Genomic DNA, 19,906 nt, shown 5'->3' with positions numbered 1-19,906 from the left:
CACTTCAAGGCTTACGGCCTATCACCATGCATAGACCTCAACCTCTCGGCCTGCGCCAGCGCGGCTTCACCTTGATTGAACTGCTGGTGGTGCTGGTCATCATCGGCGTGCTGGCCGCGCTGATCGTGCCCAATGTGCTGAACCGCGCCGACGACGCCCGCGTCACCGCCGCGCGCACCGACGTCAACAACCTGATGCAGGCGCTCAAGCTCTACAAGCTCGACAACCAGCGCTACCCCACCGCCGAGCAGGGCCTGGAGTCGCTGGTGCGCAAGCCCACCAGCGGGCCCACGCCGCCGAACTGGAAGCCCTATGTGGAAAAGCTCCCCAATGATCCCTGGGGTCGTCCCTACCAGTACGCCAACCCGGGCGTGAAGGGTGAAATCGATGTCTACAGCTTCGGCGCTGACGGACGTGCCGGCGGCGAAGGCAACGACGCGGACATTGGCTCCTGGCAATAAGCCCCGGCCAGGCAGCGCGCGCGGCTTCAGCCTGATCGAGTTGCTGGTGGTGGTCGCGCTGATCGCGATCGCCGCCGCCACCGTCACCATGGCGATGCGCGACCCCGCCGAGGCACAGCTGCAGCGCGAGGCCGAGCGCCTCGCCGCCCTGCTCGAGACCGCACGCGCCGAGGCGCGCGCGGCCGGCCTGAGCGTGAGCTGGCGGCCGGTGCGCGACGCCTCGGGCGACGATTTCCGCTTCCAGGGCCTGCCGGCCCGCATCGCCCTGCCCAGCCGCTGGCTGGGCGCGCCGGTCGGGGTGGACATCCAGCGCGCCACGGCGCTGGTGCTGGGCCCCGAGCCGCTGATTGGCGCGCAGAGCGTGCTGCTGCGCCTTGGCCAGGAGCGCATCTGGGTGACCACCGACGGCATGGGCCCCTTCGAGGTGCGCCATGACGGTGGCGCTGCGCCATGAGCGCGCGCCAGGCCGCGCGCGGCTTCACCCTCATCGAGGTGCTGGTCTCGCTCACCATCGTGGCCATCACCCTGGGCGCCGGCATCAAGGCGGCGGGCGCCCTGACCGGCAATGCCGAGCGCCTGGCCAAGATCGGCTCGGCCCAGTGGTGCGCCGAGAACCAGCTCACCGAGATGCGCCTGGGCAAGCAGTTCCCCGGCGTGGGCGACAGCGAATTCGCCTGCGAGCAGCTGGGCCTGCATTACCTCGGCCGCCTAGTCGTGCGGCCCACGCCCAACCCCAGCTTCCGGCGCGTCGAGGCGGTGATGCGCGACGCCGAGGGTCAGGTCTTGCTGAGCATCTCCACCATCATGGCGCGCTACTGATGCGGCAGGATCGCGGCTTCACCCTCATCGAAGTGCTGGTGGCCCTGCTCATCATGGCCACCATGGCGGTGATGTCCTGGCGCGGCATCGACGCCATCATGCGCACGCGCGAGGTCAGCCAGGCCAGCCTGGAGCGCAGCGCGCGCCTGCAGACCGTGCTGGCGCAATGGGAGCAGGACCTGCACGCGGTGCAGGACAGCGGCCGCGTCCCGCCCCTGGCCTTCGACGGCTCCACCCTGCGCATCACCCGCACCCATGCCCAGGGCCTGCAGGTGGTGGCCTGGAGCCTGCGCAACGGCCAGCTCTACCGCTGGGCCGGCGCGCCCGCCGCCACGCAATCGGCGCTCAACGAGAGCTACCAGCGCAGCCTGCAGGCCTGGGCCCAGGACGCCGGCCAGCTGCGCGCGCTGGAGGGCTTGGCCGGCTGGCAGCTCTACTACTACCGCGTGAATGCCTGGACCAATGCGCAATCCAGCGGCGATGTGCAGGCGCCCGGCCCGGCTGCGTCGGGCGCTGGTGGCAGCCAGCCCCTGCCCAGCGGCGTGCGCGTGATCCTGCAATTCGCGCCCGGCAGCGGCTTCGGCGGACCGCTGACGCGCCAGGTACTGCTGGAGCCCGGCACATGAGGCCCCTGCAACGGATGGGCCGGCAAGCCGGGGCGGCCCTGCTCACCGCGATGCTGATCGTGGCGATGGTAAGCAGCCTGGCGGCCGGCATGGTGTGGCGCCAGTACCGCGCGGTGCAGATCGAGGCGGCCGAGCGCGCGCGTGCCCAGGCCAGCTGGATCCTGCGCGGCGCGCTCGACTGGGCGCGCCTGATCCTGGCCGAGGATGCGCGCCGCGTCGGCAACGAGCCCGAAACCGACCATCTGGGCGAGCCCTGGGCCGTGCCCCTGGCCGAGGCCCGCTTGAGCACCTTTCTGGCGGCCGACAAGGGCAATGCCGACGACGGCCCGGAGGCCTTTCTGTCCGGCAGCATCCACGACGCCCAGGCCCAGTACAACCTGCGCAACCTGGTCGTCAGCGACCCGAGCTCGCCCGGCGCCGCCCAGGAGCTGGCCACGCTGGTGCGGCTGTGCGAGAGCGCCGGCCTCAGCAACGACGTGGCCGCGCTGCTGGCGCAGAAGCTGCGCCTGGCCTTTGCCAAGAACGAGGACAACAGCGACGGCCTGCTGCAGCCGAAGAGCCTCGCCCAGCTGAGCTGGCTGGGCCTGCAGCCCGAGAGCGTGGAACGCCTGCGTCCCTGGGTCACCCTGCTGCCCACCGCCACCCCGGTGAACGTGAACACGGCGCCGCGCGAGGTGATCGCGGCGGTCTTCAACACCGACCTCGCCACCGCCGAGCGCGTCGTGCAGGCGCGCAAGGCCGCGCCGCTGCGCAGCATCGAAGAGTTGCGCGCCTACCTGCCGCCCAATGTGCCGCTGAGCAACGAGCGCGCCGCGGTGAAGACCGACTACTTCATCGTGATGGGCCGCCTGCGCCTGGACGAGCGCGTGCTGGAAGAGCGCTCGCTGGTGCGGCGTGTCGGCCGCGAGATCCAGGTCTTGAGCCGCGAACGTGTCAATCTGGTGCTGGAGGGTTCGCGATGAGCCAGCCACCCGGGATAGCCTCCTAGAATGCCGCACCGAGACCATCGTCCATGAGCACCCTCCTCATCTATTTGCCCACGCGCAGCCGCTTGCGCACACAGGCGCGCCCGCCCGGCCCGGGCGAGGGGCTGCCGCGTGGCGAGCAGGGCCCGGAATACGACTACCTCTACAGCGACGACGGCCTGAGCCTGGCCTCGGAGGGCCGGCGCCCTGCCGGCCAACTGCCCAAGGCCGACAACGTGGTGGCCCTGGTCGGCGACGCCGAACTCAGCTGGCACCAGCTGCAGCTGCCCAGGGCCAAGGGCAAGCGCCTGCGCGCCGCCCTGGCCGGGCAGATGGAGGATCTGCTGCTGGACGACCCCGAGGGCCTGCACTTCGCCATCGAACCCGAGGCCATGGGCGGCGACCATGCCTGGGTGGCGGTGCTGGCGCGCGCCTGGTTGAGCGAGCACCTGGCCGCGCTGGACCAGGCCCATGTCGCGGTGGACCGTGTGCTGCCCCTGTCCTGGCCCGATGCCAGTGCGCAGGGCCATTTCTTTGGCATCGCCGATGCGCCCGACAGCGAGGCGCTCGCGCTGCGCTGGAGCGCCGCCGATGGCGTCAGCACCCTGCGGCTGGAGGGCAGCTTTGCCCGCAACCTGTTTGCGCCCGGCGTGGTGCAGGCGGCGCGCTGGAACGCCGAGCCCGAGCTGGCCGCCGCCGCCGAACGCTGGCTGGGCACCACCGTGAGCCCGCAGACCGCGGCCCAGCGTGCCCTCGCCGCCCTGCAATGCCCCTGGAATCTGCGCCAGTTCGAGCTGGCACCGCGCACGCGCGGCCTGCGCGCGGTGCGCCAGCTGGTGCGCGCCTTTCTGCATCGCCAGTGGCGCCCGGTACGCTGGGCCCTGGCGGGCCTGCTGCTGGTGCATCTGCTGGGCCTGAACCTGTGGGCCTGGCAGCAGCGCGGCCTGCTGGAGGCGCGGCGCGCCGAACTCAGCCACATCCTCACGCGCAGCCACCCGCAGGTACGCGCGGTGCTGGACGCGCCGATCCAGATGCAGCGCGAGACCGATCTGCTGCGCGCCAGCGCCGGCCGCCCCGGCGACCAGGATCTGGAAACCCTGCTGGCCGCCGCCGCCACCGCCTGGCCGGGCGACCGCGGGCCGCTGGAAGCGCTCTCCTTCGAAACCGGCCGGCTGATGATTTCGGCCAATGGCTGGAGCGAGGCGCAGATCCAGACCTTCAAGAAACAACTGCAGAGCGAGGGCTGGCAGCTCGAGCTCAACGACGGCCGCATGAGCCTGAGTCGCGCCAACCAGGGAGGCCGCCCATCATGACGCCAGGTTTGCACCGCAGCCGTTCCAGCGACGGGCCACTGGCCCAGTTGCGCCAACAGTTGGCGCCGCTGGTCAGCGCCTGGCAGGGGCTCGGGCCGCGCGAGCGCCTGGGCGCCCAGGCCGCCGGGCTGACGCTGGCGCTGCTGCTGTTCTGGCTCATCGCGGTGGCACCGGCGCTGCGTACCCTGCGCAGCGCGCCGGCCCAGCTCGATGCGGTGGAAGCCCAGCTGCAGGACATGCAACGCCTGGCACAGGAAACCCGCGAGCTGCGCGAGCTGCCGGCCGTGCCGCTGAGCCAGGCCACCGAGGCGCTCAAGGCCGCGAGCGACTATCTGGGCGCGTCCGCCTCGCTCAACATCACCGCCGATCGCGCCGTGCTGACGCTCAAGGGCGTCAGCAGCGAAGCCCTGCAGGCCTGGCTCACCGAGGTGCGCAGCGCCGCGCGCGCCCGCCCGGTGGAGGCGCAGCTGCAGCGCGGCCCGAATGGTTTCAACGGCAGCATCGTGCTGAGCCTGGGAGGTCCGACATGAAGGCGCTCAGCCTGCGCGCCGCCAGGCCGCCCGCCGAGCCCGGTGCGCGTGCGCGCTACGGCATCGGCCTGCGCTGGCCGCTGATCGGTGCCCTCATCGGCACGCTGGTGGCGCTGATCGCCTTCGCCCCCGCCAGCTGGCTGGCGCGCGGCCTGGCCAGCGCCACGCAGGAGCAGCTGCTGCTGACCGACACGCGCGGCACCGTCTGGCAGGGCAGCGGCGTGCTGGTGCTCTCGGGCGGCGCCGGCAGCCGCGACTTCAGCGCCCTGCCCGGGCGGCTCGAATGGTCGCTGGGTCTGCAGCAGCTGGGTTTGATCCTGCGGCTGCGCCAGGCCTGCTGCCTGAATGGCGAAATGCAGCTGCTGCTGCAGCCCGGCTTCGGACACCTGGCCATCAGCGTGCCGGCACAGGGCGACTGGCAGGCGCGCTGGCCGGCCGCCTGGCTGAGCGGCCTGGGCACGCCCTGGAACACCTTGCAGCTGAGCGGCTCCGTGCGCCTCACCACGCGCGAGTTGCGCCTGGACTGGGTGCAGGGGCGCTGGCGCCAGAGCGGTGCCATCCAGCTCGATTTCATCAACCTCGCCTCGCGCGTCGCCACGCTCGCGCCGCTGGGCAGCTACCGCCTCAACATCAGTGGCGATCCCGCCAGCGGCGCCTCCCAGCTGCAGCTCAGCACCATGGAAGGCGCGCTGCTGCTGAACGGCTCGGGCACGCTGGGCGGTGCCGCCAAGGCGCGCTTTCTCGGCGAGGCCAGTGCCGCGCCGGGACGCGAGGCGGCACTCAACAACCTACTGAACATCATCGGGCGGCGCAATGGTGCGCGCTCGGTCATCTCGATCGGATGAGCATGAACAAGCAGCAGCGCAAACGCACGCACGCAAGACCCATGGCGCTGACGCTGGCCACCGCCGTGCTGCTGGGCACGCCGGCCGTCGGCCTGCAGGCCCAGGCCCGCCCGCAAAGCCCGGCGCTCAAGGCCAGCACGCCGGTGACGCTGAACTTCGTCAACGCCGACATCGAGGCGGTGACGCGCGCCATCGCGGTGATGCTGGACAAGCAGATCATCGTCGACCCGCGCGTCAAGGGCACGATCACGCTCTACAGCGAGCAGGCCCTGTCGGTGCGCGAGGCCTATCTGAACTACCTGGCCGCGCTGCGCGGCCTGGGCTTCACGGTGGTGGAGAACACCGGCCTGCTGAAGGTGGTGCCCGAGGCCGATGCCAAGCTGCAGTCCGGCACCGTCACGGTGGGCGAGGGCAACCAGCGCGGCGACCAGATCATCACGCAGATCTTCATGCTGCAGCATGAGAACGCCAACAACCTGGTGGCGGTGCTGCGGCCCCTGATCAGCCCCAACAACACCATCAATGCCAACCCGGGCAACAACAGCCTGGTGATCACCGACTACGCGGAAAACCTGCAGCGCCTGGGCAAGATCATCGGCGCCATGGACACCTCGGCCAGCACCGATATCGAGATCGTCACGCTCAAGCATGCGGTGGCCTCGGACATCGCCGCCCTGGTGCAGAAGCTCGCCGACGGCGGCGGTGTCGGCTCGGCCGTGGTGCCCGGCCAGAGCACGGGCGGGCTGACGGTGCTGGCCGATCCGCGCAGCAATGCGCTGATCCTGCGCGCGCCCAACCCGGCACGCCTGGCCGGCGTGCGCGCCATCATCGACAAGCTGGACCAGCCCAGCGCCGTCGGCAACGCGGCGGGCAATATCCGCGTGGTCTATCTGAAGAACGCCGATGCGGTGAAGCTCGCCACCGTGCTGCGCGCCGCCTTCAGCAGCGGCGCCGGCGGCGCCACCGGCGGCGGCAGCAGCAGCGGCTCGGGGCTCGGCAGCAGCCCGCTCACCGGCTCGCAACAGCAGAGCAATACCGCCACCAACACCGGCGCAGGCGCCACCACCGGCGTCAGCACCGCGGCCACCACCCCGGTGGGGGCCTCACCCACACCCTCTACCGGCGGCTTCATCCAGGCCGACCCCTCGACCAACTCGCTCATCATCACCGCGGCCGAGCCGCTGTACCGCCAGATCCGCGCCGTCATCGACCAGCTCGACGGCCGCCGCGCCCAGGTCTATGTGGAATCGATGATCGTCAAGGTCGACGCCAGCAAGGTGGCCGACTTCGGCGTGCAATGGCAGAACCTGTTCGGCAACAAGGGCGACAGCACGATCTCCGGCCTGGGCACCAATTTCGGCAGCGGCAACTCCAACATCCTCAACCTCAGCGCCGCCACCGCGGGTGGCCGCACCACCGCCGGCACGGCGATCTCGGCGGGCGGCATTCCGACCGGCCTGAACGTCGGCGTGCTGAAGAAGATCGGCGACTTCTACACGCTCGGCGCGATCGCCAACTTCCTGGAGCAGCAGACCGGCGCCAACATCCTCTCGACACCGAATCTGGTGGCGCTGGACAACGAGGAAGCCAAGATCGTGATCGGCCAGAACGTGCCCTTCGTGACCGGCTCCTTCACCAACACCGGCGCCGGCACCGGCGGCACGGTCAACCCCTTCCAGACCATCGACCGCAAGGACGTCGGCCTGACGCTGCGCATACGCAGCCAGATCGGCGAGGGCGGCGCGGTGCGCATGACGGTCTACCAGGAAAATTCCTCGGTGGTGCCCAGCTCCACCACCTCCTCCGGCCCCACCACCGACAAGAGCTCGATCGAGACCACCGTGGTGGTGGACGACGGCTCCATCATGGTGCTGGGCGGCCTGCTGAAGGACGAATACACCGATGGCGAGGACAAGGTGCCCGGCCTGGGCAGCATCCCCATCATCGGCAATCTGTTCAAGAGCGAGAACCGCAAGCGCGTGAAGACCAATCTGATGGTGTTCCTGCGGCCCATCGTGATGCGCTCGCAGGACGCGGCCGACCGGCTCACGCTGGACCGCTACGAGGCCATCCGCGCCACCCAGCAGCAGGCCCAGCCCAAGGAGAGCATGCTGCTGCCCAATACCGGCGCGCCGGTGCTGCCCGAGTCGCCCAAGACCAGCGTGATCACCACGCCGGTGCGCCGCGGCGCCCCCGAGCAACCCTGAGTGCGGGCGAGAACCAGCATGGCCACCCGCCACCCCCTGCCCTACGCCTACGCCAAGGCCGCCAATGTGCTGCTGGAGGACGACGGCAACCAGCTCGTGCTGTGGGCCACGCCCGAGGTGAGCCTGGCCACGCTCTCCGAGGTGCAGCGCGTCTACGCGGTGGACCGCTTCGAGGGCATGGCCGCCGCGGCGCTCACCGAACGCATCAACGCCGCCTATGCCGGCAGCGAGTCCAGCGCCGCCATGGTGGTGGGCGAGGTGGAGAGCGCGGTGGACCTCTCGCGCATGATGCAGGACCTGCCCGCGGTGGAAGACCTGCTGGAGGCCGCCAACGACGCGCCCATCATCCGCATGCTCAACGCGCTGCTGACCCAGGCCGCCAAGGATGGTGCCAGCGACATCCACATCGAGCCCTACGAGCGCGCCAGCTCGGTGCGCTTTCGCGTCGACGGCACGCTGCGCGAGGTGGTGCAGCCCAACCGCGGCCTGCATGCCGCGCTGATCTCGCGCCTGAAGATCATGGCCGAGCTGGACATCGCCGAGAAGCGCCTGCCGCAGGACGGCCGCATCTCGCTGCGCATCGGCGGCCGCGCCATCGATGTGCGCGTCTCCACCCTGCCCTCGGCGCATGGCGAGCGCGCGGTGCTGCGCCTGCTCGACAAGACCGAATCCAAGTTCACGCTGGAAGGCCTGGGCATGGACGGCGACGTGCTGAACGCCTTCAAGCGCCAGGTGCAGCAGCCGCACGGCATCGTGCTGGTGACCGGCCCCACCGGCTCGGGCAAGACCACCACGCTGTATGCCTCGCTGCAGACCGTCGACACCAGCACCACCAATGTGCTGACGGTGGAAGACCCGATCGAGTACGAGCTGCCGGGCATCGGCCAGACCCAGGTCAACGCCAAGATCGACCTCACCTTTGCGAAGGCCCTGCGCGCCATCCTGCGCCAGGACCCGGACGTCATCATGATCGGCGAGATCCGCGACTTCGAGACCGCGCAGATCGCCATCCAGGCCTCGCTGACCGGCCACCTGGTGCTGGCCACCTTGCACACCAATGACGCGCCCAGCGCCGTCACGCGCCTGATCGACATGGGCGTGGAACCCTTCCTGCTCAGCTCCAGCCTGCTGGGCGTGCTGGCCCAGCGCCTGGTGCGCAAGCTCTGCCCCGTGTGCAAGCGCCGCGACGATGCGGGGCGCTACCACCCGGTCGGATGCGAGGCCTGCAGCAACAGCGGCTACAAGGGCCGCACCGGCGTCTACGAGCTGATGGTGGCCAATGACGAGGTGCGCCATCTGGTACACAGCCGCGCCGAGGAACGCGAGCTGTTCCAGGCCGCCCAGGCGGCCGGCCTGCGCTCGATGCGCGAGGACGGCGAGCGCCTGGTGGCCGCCGGCATCACCTCGGCCGAAGAGGTACTGCGGGTGACTCGCGAGTAAGCCCCAGCCATGGCCGCCTACAAGTACGAAGCGCTCAACGCCGCGGGCCGCAGCACCCAGGGCATCATCGAGGCCGACAACCCGCGCAGCGCGCGCGCGCAGCTGCGCGGCATGGCGCTCACGCCGCTGAGCGTGCAGCAGGTGCAGCAGCATGGCGCCGAGGGGGGCAGCAACCGCTTCAGCAGCCGCGTCTTCGGCGCCACCGCGCTGGCGGTCTGGACGCGCCAGCTGGCCGGCCTGGTGGCCGCCGGCCTGCCGCTGGAGCGCGCCCTCACGGCCCTGGCCGACGAGAGCGAAGACCAGCGCCAGAGGGAGTTGCTGGCGCAGCTGAAGTCCGAGGTGAATGCCGGTTCGCCGTTTGCGCGCGCGCTGGCCAGCGCACCGCGCGAGTTCGACGATGTCTACCGCGCCGTGGTTGCGGCGGGCGAGCAGAGCGGCGCCCTGGGTCCGGTGCTGGAACGGCTGGCCGACGATCTGGAGGAGCGCCAGGCGCTGCGCGGCGAGCTGATCGGCGCGATGGCCTACCCGGCCATCGTCTCGCTGGTGGCCGTCATCATCGTGATCTTCCTGGTCACCTATGTGGTGCCGCAGGTGGCCAGCGTGTTCACCAGCTCCAAGCGCAGCCTGCCCTTTCTGACGGTGGCGATGCTGGCGATCTCCGAGTTCGTGCGCATGTGGGGCTGGGCCATGCTGGCCGGGCTGGTCGGCGCCGGCGTGGCGCTCAAGCTGGCGCTGCGGCGCGAGGCCTTCCGCGAACGCTTCGACGCCGCCACGCTGGGCCTGCCGGTGATCGGGCGGCTCGCGCGCGGCTACAACGCGGCACGCTTTGCCGGCACGCTGGCGATGCTGGCGGGCGCCGGCGTGCCGATCCTGAAGGCCTTGCAGGCGGCGGCCGAGACGCTCTCCAACCGCGCCATGCGCGCCGATGCGCTGGACGCGCTGGTGCAGGTGCGCGAGGGTGCGCCGCTGGGTTCGGCGCTGGCGGGCAAGAAGCGCTTCCCCGGCATCCTCGCGATGTTTGCGCGCCTGGGCGAGCAGACCGGCCAGTTGCCGGCGATGCTGGAGCGCGCCGCGCGCCAGCTGGGCACCGAGGTGAAGCGCCGCGCCATGGCCGCCGCCTCGCTGCTGGAACCGCTGCTGATCGTGGCCATGGGCGGGGTGGTGATGACCATCGTACTAGCGGTGCTGCAGCCCATCATCCAGCTGAACACCTGGGTCAAGTAGGGCGCTGAAACAAACGCAACGCAGCCGCATCGCGGCTGAAGTCTGTTTGCAACCTGGGCTTTCGAAACTGGCCTCCTGCCTCAACCAGGAGTCCCGCATGAACACCCAGCAAGTCCAGCTCGTCCGCAGCAGCTTCGCCCATCTGGCACCGATCGCCGACCGCGTCGCCGCCCTCTTCTACCAACGCCTGTTCGAGCGCAACCCCGAGCTGCGCACCATGTTCCGCGGCGACATGCAGGCCCAGGGCAACAAGCTGATGCAGATGATTGGCGCGGCCGTGGCCCTGCTGGACCAGCCCGAGCACCTCATGCCCGTGCTGCAGAAGCTGGGCCAGCGCCACTACGGCTATGGCGTGCATGCCACGCATTACGACATGGTGGGTGCGGCCCTGCTGCAGACCCTGGATGAAGGCCTCGGGCCCTTGTTCAGCGCACCGGTGCGCGAGGCCTGGATCAGCATGTATGGCCTGGTGGCCAGCACCATGATCAGTGCCGCGCGCCAGGTCGAGCCGGCAGCTGCCTGATCAGCTCAGCACCGCTTCCAGGGCCGCCAGCAGCTCGGCCTTGGCGAAGGGCTTTTCCAGCCTTGCGCAGCCGGTCTGATCGAGGAACTGGCTGGCGCCGGCCGAGAGCGTGTCGCCGGTGACGAACAGCATGCGGCGCGCCAGCGCCGGGTGGCGCTCGCGCACCTCGCGCCACAGCGCCGCGCCATCCATGCCCGGCATGCGCAGATCGCTGACGATGGCATCGAAGCGCGCCTCGGCCAGCAGCTCCAGCGCCACCAGGCCCGAGTCGGCATTCGCCACCTCGTAGCCGGCCGACTCCAGCATCGCGCGCAGCAGCTCGCCGATCTCGACCTCATCGTCCACCACCAGCACGCGTGCCTTGGCCAGGCCGTCCAGCGCGTCCAGGGGCATGGCGGAGCTGGGCGCGGCGGCCTCGCCGCTGACCGGCAGGCTGAGCCGGAAGCTGGCGCCCCCCTGCTCGCCGGACTCCAGCGCCAGATCGCCGCCATGCTCGCGCACGATGGCGCGCGAGACCGACAGGCCCAGGCCCGTGCCCAGGCCCTCGGCCTTGGTGGTGAAGAAGGGGTCGAAGATCTTCTGCCGCAGCGCCGCCGGCACGCCGGGGCCGTTGTCGGCCACGCGCAGCCAGACGCGCGGCTCGCGGCCCTCGCGGCGCGGCTCCAGGCCGCTGGCGATGCGTATGGTCGCGCCGTTCACGCCGGCCAGTGCATGCTGGGCGTTCACGATCAGGTTCAGCACCACCTGGCCCAGCAGGTCGCCGTCGGCGCTGACCTCGGGCATGTCAGCGCCCAGCTGCAGCTGCACCGCCACGCCATGGCTGCGCAAGGTGTAGCCCAGCATCTCGGCGGCGGCGCGTGCCAGGTCATTGACCTGCACCGGCGCGCGCGTGGCGGGGCGTTGGCGCGCCATATTGAGGAAGGTGCGCACGATGCGGCCGCAGCGCTCGGCGGCCTCGCGGATGCGCTGCGCGTCCTGCTGCAGGTCCAGGCCCTCGGTCTTTTCCTCCAGCAGGCTGGCGCGGCCCATCACGATGGCCAGCGGATTGTTCAGCTCATGCGCCACGCCGGCCAGCAGGCTGCCCATGGCGGTGAGCTTCTCGCTCTGGCGCAGCGCATCGCGCTGGCGCTCGATCTGCTCGGCCGCCTGCTGGCGCTCGGTGACGTCGCTGAGCGAGGCGGTGTAGTGCACCAGGCCGTCCAGCTCGGTGCGGAACAGCACCATCTCCACCTGGATCTCGCTGCCGTCGGCGCGCAGCGCCGGCAGCTGCACGCGGCGCCCCATCACGCGCTGCTCGCCACCGCCCGAGACGCGCGCCATGCCGGCGTCGTGCATGGCGCGCAGGCGCTCGGGCACGATCACCTCGCCCACCGGCCGGCCCAGCACCGCCTCGCGCGCATGGCCGAACATGAGCTGCGCGGCCGGGTTGAATTCGACGATGTGGCCGGCCTCGTCGGTGGAGACGATGCCGTTGATGGCATGGTCGATGATGGCGGCCTTGAGCGCCTCGGTCTGGCGCTCCTTGGCCTGCAGCACGCGCTGGCGCTGGAAGGTCTCGGTCACCGCGTCGACCCAACCCTGCCAGCGCTTGCCCAGCTGCGGCGCGGGCAGCTCCTGCTGCTGTGAGAGCGTGCGCAGATAGCCCAGGGCCTTGACCGCCGGACGCACGAAGTTGCGCGTCAGCAGCCATTGGCCGATCACGAAGGTCAGCAGCAGGCCCAGGCCCAGCAAGGCATTGGGCAGCAGGCTGGGCAGGATCTGCGCATACAGCGCCGCGAGCGGCATCGCGTACACATACTGCCAGGGCGAGCCGATGCGCACCGCCGCCACCAGCACCCAGCCCTGGCCATGGTGGACGCCGTCGGGCCCGAACAGCGAGGCATCCAGATCGCTGCGCGCCAGGCCCGCCGGCAGGCGCGATTCGAGCGCCACGCGCACCGGCAGATCGGCCAGGCCCTCGCCCACCGGGGTGCGCAAGGCCTGGGCCGAGTCGGCCAGCACATTGTGTTTGCTGTCGACGATCCAGACCCGGCCGGCCGCGTCACTCCAGCGTTCGGCACGGCGCTGCAGCTCGTCCAGGCGGAAGTCCAGGCTGACCTCGCCGACATAACGCCCGTCCACCACCGCCACGCCGCCATGCGACATCACCAGCTGGCCGTTCAGCTGGCTCACATAGGGTGCGCCCCAGAAACTGATGTCGTTGGGGTCGCGCGCCAGATCGCGGCGCGTGCGTTCGGCCGCCTCGCGGCGCGGCTTGTCGATGGCGCGCAGGCTGCGCTCGCCCATGGACTTGAGCATGCGCTCGGTGGCCACCCAGGGATAACCGAAGGAACTGTTGACCTCGGCGGCGGCGAACCAGGTGCCCTCGAAGCCGGGCGCGCGCAGATGCGCCAGGCGCGCCTGCTCAAGAAAGGCCTGGGCGCGCCGCAGCCAGGCGGGATCGGGCGCGCTGCCGTCCAGGGGGGCCCACCAGAACTGGCCGAAGGCCTCCTTGCTGTCCGCGTCCGCCTGGTCCAGTGACCAGCCATCGGCCGCGCCGTCCAGCTGGCGCGCCTGCAGCGCGCGCGCCAGGCGCGGCCCGCCGTCGGGCGGCTCGTTCCAGCGCAGCTCCAGCATGCGGCGCAGGTCCAACACATGGTCCATGGCCGGGCGCACCACCGCCTCCAGCTCCTGGGCGCGCTCCTGGGCGCGACGCAGCAGCTGGCTCTCGGCATCGCGCACGCGCTGCTGGAACTCCAGCACCGACAGCACCGCCAGCAACAGCAGCATGGGCACCAGCAACAGCCAGAGCTGGCGCCGCGTGGCACGCAGCACCAGTTCCACACCGTCGCGCTCGGTGCCGCGCTCAGTCATTGCGGCACGAACACATAACCCACGTTGCGTACCGTCTTGATCAGCTCGGGCTTGTCGGGGTTGCGCTCGATCTTGCGCCGCAAGCGCATCACGCGCAGGTCGATGGAGCGGTCAAACACATCCCAGCCGCGGTTGTGCGCCTGCTCCATGATCTGGTCGCGGTTCAGCGGCCGGTTCGGGTGGCGGGCGAACAAGAGCAGCAGGTCGTATTCGGCCGCGGTGATCTCGATCTCGCTGCCATCGGCGGCGAAGAGCTTGCGCTGATCCAGGTCGAGCAGGCGCTCACCAAAGCGCACGCGCCGGCCCTCCTCGGGGGCCGCGGCTGGTGGGGCAGCGGCGGCGGCCGGAGCCGGCACCAGCTGGGTGCGCCGCAGCACCGCGCGCACGCGTGCCAGCAACTCGCGCAACTCGCAGGGCTTGGCCAGGTAATCGTCGGCACCCAGCTCCAGGCCGACGATGCGATCGACCGTCTCGCCCGCCGTGGTGAGCATCAGGAACGGCAGGCCGGGGTGAGCATCGCGCATCCAGCGCGCCAGCGAGAGGCCGTTCTCGCCCGGCATGTTCACATCCAGGATGGCCAGCGCCGGCAGCGCCTGGCTGGCCAGCAGCTGGCGGGCGGCCTGGGCATCCGCCGCCACCTGCACCGCAAAGCCGTGCCGCCCCAGGTACTCGGACAGCAGCTCGCGCAGCTCCGGCTCGTCATCCACCACCAGCACGGTGGCGGGGGCAAGGCTTGCGCTGAGGCTCATGCACGGGGCTCCAAGTCCAGGGGAAGAACGGCTGGGATGATAGCCAGCGGCCGGGCCCGGTGCGAACAGGGATTCCATCACTCAGGCGCCGACCCAGGCGTCCGCCAGCTGGGCCACCAGCTGCGCCGCCACCGCCAGCAGGGGCAGGCTGGCCAGCACGCGCTGCCACTGGCTGTCGCTGCGGTAGGCGGGTGAACCGGGGGCGTAGCACTCGCCCAGGTCTTCGAGGTCTTCGGCAAAGGCCTCGCTGCGGAAGGTCGGCAATTCGGTCATGGGGCTCTCCTGCTGTTGCCACTCAGAACCGTGGCGGGTTGGAGAGACTGTCGCGGGCGCGGGTTTCAGCCGCACTTCAGGGCCGGGCGGCCATGTTTCATTTGTTTCAGCCGCAACGCCGGCCCGAGCTCCGGAACAAATCGACGAATTGGGGCTTACTCCAACACCACGCGGGCCCGCAGTTTGCTTGAATGGAAGCGGGCACACGCATGCCACGCCTCAGGAGTTGGGTCATGAGCACAAACGCCATCGCTTGTCTGGGTCCGCGCATCCCGATCGCGCAGATGCGCAGCGTCTACAGCGTGCAGGAGGTCGAGAAGAAGCTCGGCAAGCTCTCCAAGCAGGAGCATGAGCCGCTGCGCTCCACCTACCAGCGCATGCTGGACAAGGGCCCGCAGCGCTTCCAGGTCAAGCCCTCCGGCCTGCCGGCGATGCAGCACCTCTACGAGGAACTGCCGAATTTCCAGAGCGTGCTGGACGATGTGCGGCGCCAGATCGCGCTGTGCGAGGACAGCGGCGACCCGCTGGAGATCACCCCGCTGCTGCTGCTGGGCCCGCCCGGCATCGGCAAGACGCATTTCGCGCGCCAGCTGGCGCAGCTGCTGGGCACCGGCATGGGCTTCATCTCGATGAGTTCGCTGACCGCCGGCTGGGTGCTCTCGGGCGCCTCCAGTCAATGGAAGGGCGCGCGCCCAGGCAAGGTCTTCGAGGCCCTGGTGGACGGCGACTACGCCAACCCGGTGATGGTGGTGGACGAGATCGACAAGGCCGGCGGCGAGGCCGCCTACGATCCGCTGGGCTCGCTCTACAGCCTCTTGGAGCACGACACCGCGGGCAGCTTCATGGACGAATTCGCCGAGGTGGCGGTGGACGCCAGCCAGCTCATCTGGGTGGCCACCGCCAACGATGCGCGTGGCATTCCCGAGCCGATCCTGAACCGCGTGAATGTGTACGAGGTGGAGGCGCCGGACTTCGAGGCCGCCCGCCATATCGCGCTGACCCTGTACCAATCGATCCGCCAGCAGCATGACTGGGGCAGGCGCTTCGACGAGCAGCCCGGCGACGCGGTGCTGGACCGCATGGCCGAGCTGGCGCCGCGCGAGATGCGGCGCGCCTGGATGACCGCCTTCGGCAATGCCAAGCTGGCGCATCGCGGCACCCTGCTGTGCGAGGACCTGCCCGACCCGGGCAAGAAGCGCGGCGCGATCGGCTTCATGCAGTAGCGCCAGCCAGCGCCGCGCCGCCCCCTATGATCCCGGCATGCCCAAGAGCCTTGCCGGACAACTCGTCGTCGCCATCTCCTCGCGCGCCCTGTTCGACTTCGAAGAGGAGAACCAGCTCTTCGAGGACGGCGACGACCGCGCCTATATGGCCCTGCAGCAGCTGCGCCTGGACCTGCCCGCCAAGCCCGGCGTAGCCTTTTCACTGGTACACAAGCTGATGGCCTTCAATGAGGGCGAGGCCGCGCCGCGCGTGGAGGTGGTGGTGCTCTCGCGCAACGACCCGATCTCCGGCATGCGCGTGTTCCGCTCGGCCAAGGCCCATGGCCTGGACATCCAGCGCGGCGTGTTCACGCGTGGCCAGAGCCCCTGGCGCTATCTGCGGCCGCTGAACGCGCAGCTATTTCTCTCGGCCAACGAGGAGGATGTGCGTTCGGCCCTGGCGGCGGGCGTGGCGGCGGCGCGCGTCGTGCCCTATTCGGCCCATGCCTCGGAGGCCCACCCCAAGGAGCTGCGCATCGCCTTCGACGGCGACGCGGTGCTGTTCTCCGACGAGGCCGAGCAGGTGTTCCAGCGCGAGGGGCTGGACGCCTTCCAGCAGCATGAGCGCGAGCATGTGCTGCGCCCGCTGCCGGCCGGCCCCTTCAAGCCGGTGCTGGAGGCCCTGCACCGCCTGCAGCGCGAGCCCCGCGGCGGCATGAAGGTGCGCACCGCCCTGGTGACGGCGCGCAGCGCGCCGGCGCATGAGCGCGCCATCCGCACCCTGATGGACTGGCAGATCGAGGTCGACGAGGCGATGTTCCTCGGCGGCCTGGACAAGGGTGAATTCCTGCGCGAGTTCGAGCCCGACTTCTTCTTCGACGACCAGGCCGGCCACATCCGCAGCGCCAGCGCCCACGTGCCCTCGGGGCACGTGGCGAGCGGGGTCAAGAACGAAACTTAGCTAAGGCTTAGCTCAGAGTCACGCGCGCGAACTTGCGCTTGCCCACCTGCACCACCACCGTGCCGGCCTCGAGCTTCAGCCCCTTGTCGCTGATCACCGTGCCGTCCACGCGCACGCCGCCCTGCTCCACCATGCGCGCAGCCTCGCTGCCCGATGCCACCAGGCCCGCAGCCTTGAGCACCGCGGCAATGCCCAGCGGTGCGCCGGCAAGCGCCAGCTCGGGGATATCGTCCGGGATGCCGCCCTTGGCGCGGTTGTTGAAGTCCTGCTCGGCGGCCTCGGCCGCCGCGGCGCTGTGGAAGCGCGCGGTGATCTCCTTGGCCAGCAGCACCTTGGCATCCTTGGGGTTGCGGCCGGCCGCCACCTCGGCCTTCAGGCCGGCGATCTCCTCGATCGAGCGGAACGACAGCAGGTCGAACCACTTCCACATCTGCACATCGCTGATCGAGAGCACCTTGGCAAACATGCTGTTGGCCGGCTCGGTGATGCCGATGTAGTTGTTCTTGGACTTGGACATCTTCTCGATGCCGTCCAGGCCCTCCAGCAGCGGCATGGTCAGGATGCACTGCGGCTCCTGGCCATACTCCTGCTGCAGATGACGGCCCATCAGGAGATTGAACTTCTGGTCGGTGCCGCCCAGCTCCAGATCGCTTCGCAGCGCCACCGAGTCATAGCCCTGCATCAGCGGGTAGAGGAACTCGTGCACCGAGATCGGGGTCTGGCTGGCGAAGCGCTTGGCGAAGTCGTCGCGCTCCATCATGCGCGCCACCGTGTACTTGGCGGCCAGCTGGATCATGCCGCTGGCGCCCAGCGGCTCGCTCCACTCGCTGTTGTAGCGGATCTCGGTACGGGCCGGGTCCAGCACCAGCTTGGCCTGGGCGTAGTAGGTCTCGGCATTCGCCTTGATCTGCTCCTTGGTGAGCGGCGGGCGCGTGCTGTTGCGACCCGAGGGGTCACCGATCATGGAGGTGAAGTCGCCGATCAGGAAGATCACCTGGTGCCCCAGGTCCTGCAGCTGGCGCATCTTGTTGAGCACCACGGTGTGGCCGATGTGGATGTCGGGCGCCGTCGGGTCCAGGCCCAGCTTGATGCGCAGCGGCTGGCCGGTGGCTTCCGAGCGGGCCAGCTTCTGCAGCCAGTCCGCCTGGGGCAGCAGTTCCTCGCAGCCGCGCAGGGAGATGCGCAGGGCCTCCTCGACCTTGTCCGTCACCGGGTAGCGCGGCGCGGCCTTGGCCTCATGGGCAGTGGCGGCGGGGGTGGCGGTCGGCGTAGTTCGGGATTCGGACATAGGGCATGCTCTGGCCCCCTCTTGGCAGAGGTAAAGCCTTGATTTGTCGGGTTTTCTAGGCGTTGACGCCGCGATCGCCTGGGTATACTCGCGGCTCCTTTTGTGAGCGGACGGGCCGGTGAAGGACCGCCGCAAAAGCTACGAGATTCTAGTGGACGCCCCGGGGCGTCCGATCTGCAGGGCCGGTTTGTAGGGGCCCGTACAACAACAAGACCTTGGGTTTTTGAGCGTGACCGACTGGATATTCGAGACGAAACAGGCTCTGGCGCGAGCCGAAGCCTTTGCCGCTCGGCATCCGCGTGCGCTCACCGGCACGGTGGTGACGCTGCTGAGCGGCTTTGCCATCACCGCCTTCGGTATTGCCCCGCTGGCGCCCGATGCGCGGGACCTGCCCCAGCACCAGATCAGCCAGGCCGTGCAGGTGCCCGATCTTGAGGAGCAGCTGGCCGCGCTGGCCGCGCACCAGATCGGCCTGACCCGCAACGAATTCACCCGCGCCAGCGACACCGCCGACAGCCTGCTCAAGCGCCTGGGCGCCTATGACCCGGCGTTTGCGCAGTTCCTGCGCAGCGACGCCACCGCAAAGCGCCTGCTGCAGGGCCGCGCCGGCAAGATGGTGCAGTTGACCGCCAACGCCGCCGGCGTGGTGGAAAGCTTGGTGGCGCGCTTCCCGGCCGAGAAGGCCGAGCAGCAATCCACCCATTTCAGCCGCCTGAGCATTGGCCGCGCGGCCGATGGCGGCTTTGCCGCCAAGCTGGAGAGCGCGGCGCTGGAAACCCAGACCCGGCTGGGCAGCGGCACCATCCGCAGCTCGCTGTTTGCCGCCACCGACGAGGCCAATATCCCCGATGGCGTGGCCTCGCAGATGGCCGACATGTTCTCGGGTGACATCGATTTCCACCGCGAACTGCGCAAGGGCGATCGTTTCTCCATCGTCTACGAGACCCTCACCGCCGATGGCGAGCCGATCAACTGGGACAGCGCGGCCGGCCGCGTGGTAGCCGGCGAGTTCGTCAACAACGGCAAGACCTACTCGGCCCTGTGGTTCAAGGACCCGGCCAGCGGCAAGGCGAGCTATTACGGCTTCGATGGCCAGAGCAAGCGCCGCGCCTTCCTGGCCAGCCCGATGGAGTTCTCGCGCGTGACCTCCGGGTTCTCGATGCGCTTCCACCCGATTCTGCAGACCTGGCGCCAGCATCTGGGCACCGATTATGGCGCCCCCAGCGGCACCGCGGTGCGCAGCGTCGGCGACGGCACGGTGGATTTTGCCGGCTGGCAGAACGGCTTCGGCAACGTCATCCACCTTCGCCACAGCGGCGACCGGACCACCGTCTACGCGCACCTGAGCCGCATCGATGTGAAGAAGGGCCAGCGCGTCGAGCAGGGCCAGAAGATCGGTGCCGTGGGCGCCACCGGCTGGGCCACCGGCCCGCATCTGCATTTTGAATTCCGCGTGCGCGGCCAGCACCAGGACCCGCGCGCGATTGCACGCGCCTCCGAGGCCATCACCCTGCCGGCCACCGCACGCGCCATCTTCATGCAGACCGTGGCGGGCGTGAAGACGCAGCTGGCGGTGGCCGAATCGATGGGCGAAGGCGTCAGCGGCGCCGACTGAACAAGCATCGCG

The 19,906-nt window shown here is 69.9% G+C and carries 19 protein-coding genes; 15 read left to right on the top strand and 4 right to left on the bottom strand.

The window, feature by feature from the left end:
- Positions 1 to 26: 26 nt before the first annotated feature.
- From gspG to AC3WQY_RS04840, 12 genes are all read left to right on the top strand, one after another.
- Positions 27 to 461, top strand: a complete 435-nt coding sequence (gene gspG / locus AC3WQY_RS04895) for a type II secretion system major pseudopilin GspG (protein ID WP_492706292.1) — start codon at positions 27 to 29, stop codon at positions 459 to 461.
- Positions 445 to 915, top strand: a complete 471-nt coding sequence (locus tag AC3WQY_RS04890; protein WP_285230879.1) for a prepilin-type N-terminal cleavage/methylation domain-containing protein — start codon at positions 445 to 447, stop codon at positions 913 to 915. The genes gspG and AC3WQY_RS04890 overlap by 17 nt, the downstream gene beginning before the upstream one ends.
- A complete protein-coding gene (gene gspI / locus AC3WQY_RS04885) occupies positions 912 to 1,280 on the top strand; it encodes a type II secretion system minor pseudopilin GspI (protein WP_285230878.1) in 369 nt (122 codons plus the stop codon). Before AC3WQY_RS04890 ends, gspI begins: the two co-directional genes overlap by 4 nt.
- Positions 1,280 to 1,906, top strand: coding sequence for a type II secretion system protein GspJ (locus AC3WQY_RS04880; RefSeq protein WP_492706289.1), 627 nt, complete (start codon positions 1,280 to 1,282; stop codon positions 1,904 to 1,906). Before gspI ends, AC3WQY_RS04880 begins: the two co-directional genes overlap by 1 nt.
- Positions 1,903 to 2,868 (top strand): type II secretion system minor pseudopilin GspK, encoded by a 966-nt coding sequence (gene gspK, locus AC3WQY_RS04875; protein ID WP_285230876.1) that lies wholly within the window; start codon positions 1,903 to 1,905, stop codon positions 2,866 to 2,868. The genes AC3WQY_RS04880 and gspK overlap by 4 nt, the downstream gene beginning before the upstream one ends.
- A 50-nt stretch (positions 2,869 to 2,918) precedes the next feature.
- Positions 2,919 to 4,184: a type II secretion system protein GspL gene (gene gspL / locus AC3WQY_RS04870; RefSeq protein ID WP_492706287.1), complete on the top strand. Its 1,266-nt coding sequence runs from the start codon at positions 2,919 to 2,921 to the stop codon at positions 4,182 to 4,184.
- Positions 4,181 to 4,714, top strand: coding sequence for a type II secretion system protein M (locus tag AC3WQY_RS04865; RefSeq protein WP_492706285.1), 534 nt, complete (start codon positions 4,181 to 4,183; stop codon positions 4,712 to 4,714). The genes gspL and AC3WQY_RS04865 overlap by 4 nt, the downstream gene beginning before the upstream one ends.
- Positions 4,711 to 5,559, top strand: coding sequence for a type II secretion system protein N (gene gspN / locus AC3WQY_RS04860; RefSeq protein ID WP_492706283.1), 849 nt, complete (start codon positions 4,711 to 4,713; stop codon positions 5,557 to 5,559). Before AC3WQY_RS04865 ends, gspN begins: the two co-directional genes overlap by 4 nt.
- A 2-nt stretch (positions 5,560 to 5,561) precedes the next feature.
- Positions 5,562 to 7,766, top strand: coding sequence for a type II secretion system secretin GspD (gene gspD, locus AC3WQY_RS04855; RefSeq protein WP_492706281.1), 2,205 nt, complete (start codon positions 5,562 to 5,564; stop codon positions 7,764 to 7,766).
- A gap of 18 nt (positions 7,767 to 7,784) precedes the next feature.
- Entirely contained in the window at positions 7,785 to 9,206 is a 1,422-nt protein-coding gene (gspE, locus tag AC3WQY_RS04850) for a type II secretion system ATPase GspE (RefSeq protein ID WP_285230871.1), read from the top strand.
- Positions 9,207 to 9,215: 9 nt separating this feature from the next.
- On the top strand, positions 9,216 to 10,430 hold the full coding sequence (gene gspF / locus AC3WQY_RS04845; RefSeq protein ID WP_492706278.1) for a type II secretion system inner membrane protein GspF: 1,215 nt from the start codon (positions 9,216 to 9,218) through the stop codon (positions 10,428 to 10,430).
- Positions 10,431 to 10,527: 97 nt separating this feature from the next.
- A complete protein-coding gene (locus AC3WQY_RS04840; RefSeq protein WP_285230869.1) occupies positions 10,528 to 10,953 on the top strand; it encodes a globin family protein in 426 nt (141 codons plus the stop codon).
- Here AC3WQY_RS04840 and AC3WQY_RS04835 read toward each other — a convergent pair whose 3' ends face one another.
- The 3 genes from AC3WQY_RS04835 to AC3WQY_RS04825 form a co-directional block, all read right to left on the bottom strand.
- Positions 10,954 to 13,806: a hybrid sensor histidine kinase/response regulator gene (locus tag AC3WQY_RS04835; protein WP_492706275.1), complete on the bottom strand. Its 2,853-nt coding sequence runs from the start codon at positions 13,804 to 13,806 to the stop codon at positions 10,954 to 10,956.
- The gene (locus AC3WQY_RS04830) at positions 13,803 to 14,555 is read right to left on the bottom strand and encodes a response regulator (RefSeq protein WP_492706273.1); all 753 of its coding nucleotides are present in this window, start codon (positions 14,553 to 14,555) and stop codon (positions 13,803 to 13,805) included. Before AC3WQY_RS04830 ends, AC3WQY_RS04835 begins: the two co-directional genes overlap by 4 nt.
- Positions 14,556 to 14,636: 81 nt before the next feature.
- Complete coding sequence (locus AC3WQY_RS04825; RefSeq protein WP_285230866.1) at positions 14,637 to 14,828, bottom strand: hypothetical protein; 192 nt, start codon at positions 14,826 to 14,828, stop codon at positions 14,637 to 14,639.
- A gap of 233 nt (positions 14,829 to 15,061) precedes the next feature.
- On the opposite strand from AC3WQY_RS04825, the gene AC3WQY_RS04820 reads away from it, so the two are divergent.
- Both AC3WQY_RS04820 and AC3WQY_RS04815 read left to right on the top strand, forming a co-directional pair.
- Positions 15,062 to 16,051 carry an AAA family ATPase gene (locus AC3WQY_RS04820; RefSeq protein WP_492706270.1) on the top strand — a complete coding sequence of 330 codons (990 nt, stop codon included), beginning with the start codon at positions 15,062 to 15,064 and terminating at the stop codon, positions 16,049 to 16,051.
- Between the two features lie 37 nt (positions 16,052 to 16,088).
- Positions 16,089 to 16,991: a 5'-nucleotidase gene (locus AC3WQY_RS04815; RefSeq protein WP_492706268.1), complete on the top strand. Its 903-nt coding sequence runs from the start codon at positions 16,089 to 16,091 to the stop codon at positions 16,989 to 16,991.
- Between the two features lie 7 nt (positions 16,992 to 16,998).
- Here AC3WQY_RS04815 and tyrS read toward each other — a convergent pair whose 3' ends face one another.
- Positions 16,999 to 18,279 carry a tyrosine--tRNA ligase gene (gene tyrS, locus AC3WQY_RS04810; protein ID WP_492706265.1) on the bottom strand — a complete coding sequence of 427 codons (1,281 nt, stop codon included), beginning with the start codon at positions 18,277 to 18,279 and terminating at the stop codon, positions 16,999 to 17,001.
- 229 nt (positions 18,280 to 18,508) lie between these two features.
- Here tyrS and AC3WQY_RS04805 point away from each other — a divergent pair, with 229 nt between their 5' ends.
- A complete protein-coding gene (locus AC3WQY_RS04805; protein ID WP_285230862.1) occupies positions 18,509 to 19,894 on the top strand; it encodes a M23 family metallopeptidase in 1,386 nt (461 codons plus the stop codon).
- The last annotated feature ends 12 nt before the right edge of the window (positions 19,895 to 19,906 follow it).

This window comes from Roseateles sp. FW301-B2 (assembly GCF_058788955.1).
This window is presented reverse-complemented; position numbering and strand designations above follow the sequence as displayed.

Coding starts and splice junctions, on each gene's coding strand:
- gspN (WP_492706283.1), top strand. CDS start 4,711: ATGAAGGCGCTCAGCCTGCGCGCCGCCAGGCCGCCCGCCGAGCCCGGT.
- AC3WQY_RS04820 (WP_492706270.1), top strand. CDS start 15,062: ATGAGCACAAACGCCATCGCTTGTCTGGGTCCGCGCATCCCGATCGCG.
- AC3WQY_RS04840 (WP_285230869.1), top strand. CDS start 10,528: ATGAACACCCAGCAAGTCCAGCTCGTCCGCAGCAGCTTCGCCCATCTG.
- gspI (WP_285230878.1), top strand. CDS start 912: ATGAGCGCGCGCCAGGCCGCGCGCGGCTTCACCCTCATCGAGGTGCTG.
- gspG (WP_492706292.1), top strand. CDS start 27: ATGCATAGACCTCAACCTCTCGGCCTGCGCCAGCGCGGCTTCACCTTG.
- AC3WQY_RS04835 (WP_492706275.1), bottom strand. CDS start 13,806: ATGACTGAGCGCGGCACCGAGCGCGACGGTGTGGAACTGGTGCTGCGT.
- gspD (WP_492706281.1), top strand. CDS start 5,562: ATGAACAAGCAGCAGCGCAAACGCACGCACGCAAGACCCATGGCGCTG.
- AC3WQY_RS04830 (WP_492706273.1), bottom strand. CDS start 14,555: ATGAGCCTCAGCGCAAGCCTTGCCCCCGCCACCGTGCTGGTGGTGGAT.
- AC3WQY_RS04825 (WP_285230866.1), bottom strand. CDS start 14,828: ATGACCGAATTGCCGACCTTCCGCAGCGAGGCCTTTGCCGAAGACCTC.
- gspL (WP_492706287.1), top strand. CDS start 2,919: ATGAGCACCCTCCTCATCTATTTGCCCACGCGCAGCCGCTTGCGCACA.
- gspE (WP_285230871.1), top strand. CDS start 7,785: ATGGCCACCCGCCACCCCCTGCCCTACGCCTACGCCAAGGCCGCCAAT.
- tyrS (WP_492706265.1), bottom strand. CDS start 18,279: ATGTCCGAATCCCGAACTACGCCGACCGCCACCCCCGCCGCCACTGCC.
- AC3WQY_RS04880 (WP_492706289.1), top strand. CDS start 1,280: ATGCGGCAGGATCGCGGCTTCACCCTCATCGAAGTGCTGGTGGCCCTG.
- gspK (WP_285230876.1), top strand. CDS start 1,903: ATGAGGCCCCTGCAACGGATGGGCCGGCAAGCCGGGGCGGCCCTGCTC.
- AC3WQY_RS04815 (WP_492706268.1), top strand. CDS start 16,089: ATGCCCAAGAGCCTTGCCGGACAACTCGTCGTCGCCATCTCCTCGCGC.
- gspF (WP_492706278.1), top strand. CDS start 9,216: ATGGCCGCCTACAAGTACGAAGCGCTCAACGCCGCGGGCCGCAGCACC.
- AC3WQY_RS04865 (WP_492706285.1), top strand. CDS start 4,181: ATGACGCCAGGTTTGCACCGCAGCCGTTCCAGCGACGGGCCACTGGCC.